This window comes from Streptomyces sp. 13-12-16, from assembly GCF_002114215.1.
Classification (GTDB): domain Bacteria; phylum Actinomycetota; class Actinomycetes; order Streptomycetales; family Streptomycetaceae; genus Streptomyces.
Genome location: NZ_NCTE01000193.1, coordinates 1 through 3,185 on the forward strand (window position 1 = coordinate 1; position 3,185 = coordinate 3,185).

Annotated in this window: 3 protein-coding genes; 2 read left to right on the forward strand and 1 reads right to left on the reverse strand. The window is 75.6% G+C overall.

Features of this window, described 5'->3' with window-relative positions:
- Nucleotides 1-944: polyprenyl synthetase family protein (locus B7767_RS08795; protein WP_085571679.1), on the reverse strand; the 944-nt coding region annotated here is incomplete at its 3' end.
- A gap of 197 nt (nt 945-1,141) precedes the next feature.
- Between B7767_RS08795 and B7767_RS08800 the strand changes: the two genes are divergently transcribed.
- The gene (locus tag B7767_RS08800; protein WP_256923364.1) at nt 1,142-2,383 is read left to right on the forward strand and encodes a lycopene cyclase family protein; all 1,242 of its coding nucleotides are present in this window, start codon (nt 1,142-1,144) and stop codon (nt 2,381-2,383) included.
- 27 nt (nt 2,384-2,410) lie between these two features.
- On the forward strand, nt 2,411-3,142 hold the full coding sequence (locus tag B7767_RS08805) for a class I SAM-dependent methyltransferase (protein WP_085571680.1): 732 nt from the start codon (nt 2,411-2,413) through the stop codon (nt 3,140-3,142).
- Nucleotides 3,143-3,185: the final 43 nt, after the last annotated feature.

Below are 3,185 nucleotides of genomic sequence, written 5' to 3' on the forward strand. Positions count from 1 at the left end.
TCCAGGGCCCGGCGGTCGCCGGCCGCCTCGGCCCGCGCGTGGGCGACCGCCACCAGGCAGGTCGGCTTCCCCTCGCCGATGTCCCCGCCCGTCGGCTTGCCGGTGCGCCGCGGATCCCCGAAGACGTCGTCGAGGTCGTCGCGGAGCTGGAACGCCGTGCCCACACAGCGCCCGGCCGCGCACAGGGCCGCCGCGGTGCCGTCGTCCGCACCCGCGAGCGCGGCACCGAGGGCGATCGGCCGTTCGACCGAGTACAGGGCGCTCTTGACACGGGCGGTGCGCAGCGCGCGCGGCAGGGAGCGCGACCCCGTCGCCTGGCCGTGCAGGTCCAGGTACTGGCCGGCCACCATCTCCGTGCGCATGTCGCTCCAGATCCGGCGCACCGCCCGCCCGCCGTCCCCTTCGAGCGGCGTCTCGGCCAGGAGGTCGTCGGCCCACACGAGCGCCAGATCGCCGGCGAGGATCGCGGTCCCGTCGCCGAGGCGCCCGGCCCGTCCCGCCGGTGCCGCGTCCGCGTACTGGGCGGCGACGTCGACGTGGAACGTGGGCCGCGCACGACGCAGCGCGGAACCGTCCATCACGTCGTCGTGGACCAGCGCGCAGGTCTGCAGGAGTTCGAGCGCCGCACCGATCCGCAGGGCCGCCCCGACCGTGGCGGCTCCCTCGCCACCACAGGCGCGCAGCGCCCACCACAGGAAACGCGAACGGGTGCGCTTGCCACCCGTACGGGTGAAGTGCGCGACACGTCCGGCCACATCGTCGCCGAACAGCGGGTCCACGTCACGTGCGCGGGCCACCCGGTCGGCCAGCACGTGATCGAGTACGCGGCCGACCGCGCCGGACACGTCCCGGTCCACGGCGGAGGCGTCCTCGGTGCCCGTCGCCGGGTGCCCGACGAGCCGTGGCCCCGCCGTGCCGTGCTCCTCGGCCTGTGTGCGGCCCATTCCGGTTCCTCTCGTCCCGAACACCGAACGTTCCCTCGCCCACGCCTTTCCGCTCGCGCACCGCACGCGGATGCGGCACGGGCGGGAGCGGTCCGGCGTATGCCGCCGCATGCCTTCCCTCTGTGCCCCCTCGTCTCACCGGCAGCGATCCGTCACACGTCCGAGTGACCCGCATCCGATCGGGCACACAGGCAGGAATGCTGGCGAGGTGCGTGTGTGCCGAGGAGCGGGAGGAGCGTGCCGTCGTGCTGGACGCCGACGTGGCGATCGTCGGGGCGGGAGCCGCCGGGCTGTCCCTGGCCCACCGCCTGTCGCGGCCCGTGCCGGGAACCCGGGCACCGTCGGTCGTCCTGGTGGACGCCCCGCCCGGCCCGATGCGTCCCCCGCGCCGTACCTGGTGCTTCTGGGAAGCGGGCGCGGGCCGTTTCGACGCCGCCGTCACGGCGGCCTGGCGGCACCTGCGGGTGCGTCCGCCTTCCGGCCGGGCGGCCGAGGGGGACATCGCGCCGCTGCGCTACAAGATGATCCGGTCCGACGACTTCGAGCACCTGGTCGGCCACGACCTGGCCGGCAGCCCGGCCGTCCGCCGGCTGGAGGCGACCGTCGAGACCGTGGAGGACGTGCTCGAAGGAGCCCTGGTCCGGCTGCGGGACACCGGCGCCCGCGCCCGCTCCCTGCGGGTCCGCTGGGTGTTCGACTCACGTCCCCCGGGCAGCCTGCCGGCCGCCCGCACCACCCTGCTGCAGCACTTCCACGGCTGGTTCGTCCGCACCGCCCGCCCGGTCTTCGACCCGCGGACCGCCGACCTGATGGACTTCCGCACCCCCCAGCCCGCCGACGGACTGTCCTTCGGCTACGTCCTGCCCGTCGGCTGCCACGAGGCGCTGGTGGAGTACACCGAGTTCTCCCGGCGCCCCCTCACCGCCGACGGCTACGAGGCGGCGGTACGGCAGTACACCGAGGACGTACTCCGGCTGGGGGAACTGCGGATCCTGTCCACCGAGACGGGCGTCATCCCGATGACCGACGCCCCGATCCCCCGCCGGGTCGGTGCCTCCGTCTTCCGCATCGGTGCCGCGGGCGGCGCCACCCGCCCCTCGACCGGCTACACCTTCGCCGGGATCCAACGGCAGACGAGGGCCGTCGCCGACGCCCTCCGCCAGGGCCGCGTTCCCGTACCGCCCCCCGCCCATTCGGCCCGTTCCCGGGCCATGGACGCCGTCCTGCTGCGCGCCCTGGACAGCGGCCGGGCCGACGGACCCGCGCTGTTCTCCCGCCTCTTCACCCGTGTGCCCATGCGGCGCCTGCTGCGCTTCCTGGACGGCCGCACCCGGCTCCACGAGGACCTCGCCGTCGGCCTGCACGCCCCCGTCGGCCCCATGCTCCGCTCGGCGCTGGAACTGCCCGCCCTGCCCCGCCGCCCCTTCGACGGCCCCTGATCCGGCCCTTCTGCACCAGGAGACCGCATGACCGTGCTGCGCGACGAGAAGCTCGCCGCCGCGTTCGACCACGCCGCCCGCGGCTACGACACCCTGGTGGCCGCCAACCCCGGCTACCACGCCCACCTCCGCCGCTCGGCACGCCGCCTGGGACTGCCGCGGCGGGGCGAGGGACTGCGCGTCCTGGACCTCGGCTGCGGCACCGGCGCGTCGACCGCCGCGCTCTCCACGGTGCTGCCGGGCGCGCGGATCGTGGCCGTGGACGCCTCCGCCGGCATGCTCGAACGGGCCGCCGCCAAGAACTGGCCGGACGGTGTGACCTTCGTACGGGCACCGGCGGAAGGGCTGGCGGAGGCCGGGGTGGAGGGCCCCTTCGACGCGGTGTTCGCGGCCTACCTCCTGCGCAACGTCGCCGACCCGGACGCCGTGCTCACCACCGTGCGCGCACTGCTGGCCCCCGGCGGGAGACTGGGCGTGCACGAGTACACGCTCGGCGGACGCCGCGCGGACCGCGTGGTGTGGGACCTGGTGTGCCGCGGCATCGTCCAGCCGGCGGCCGGCGTGCTCGGGGACGCCGAGCTCTACCGCCATCTGCGGCGCAGCGTCCTGGAGTTCGACACCGCCGGACGTTTCGCCGGCCGGCTGCGCGCGGCCGGCTTCGAAGCGGTGCGCACGCTGCCCCTGCCGGGATGGCAGACGGGCATCACCCACACCTTCGTCGGCCGACGGCCCCGCACGGAGAGCGAGGACGAGGGATGACCCCCTCCCGCCGCCCGGACGCCACCCGGCACGGCCGGGACCG

Bases quoted from the DNA above. Each gene is read 5' to 3' on its own strand.
- B7767_RS08800 (WP_256923364.1), top strand. From the start codon at position 1,142: ATGCTGGCGAGGTGCGTGTGTGCCGAGGAGCGGGAGGAGCGTGCCGTC.
- B7767_RS08805 (WP_085571680.1), top strand. From the start codon at position 2,411: ATGACCGTGCTGCGCGACGAGAAGCTCGCCGCCGCGTTCGACCACGCC.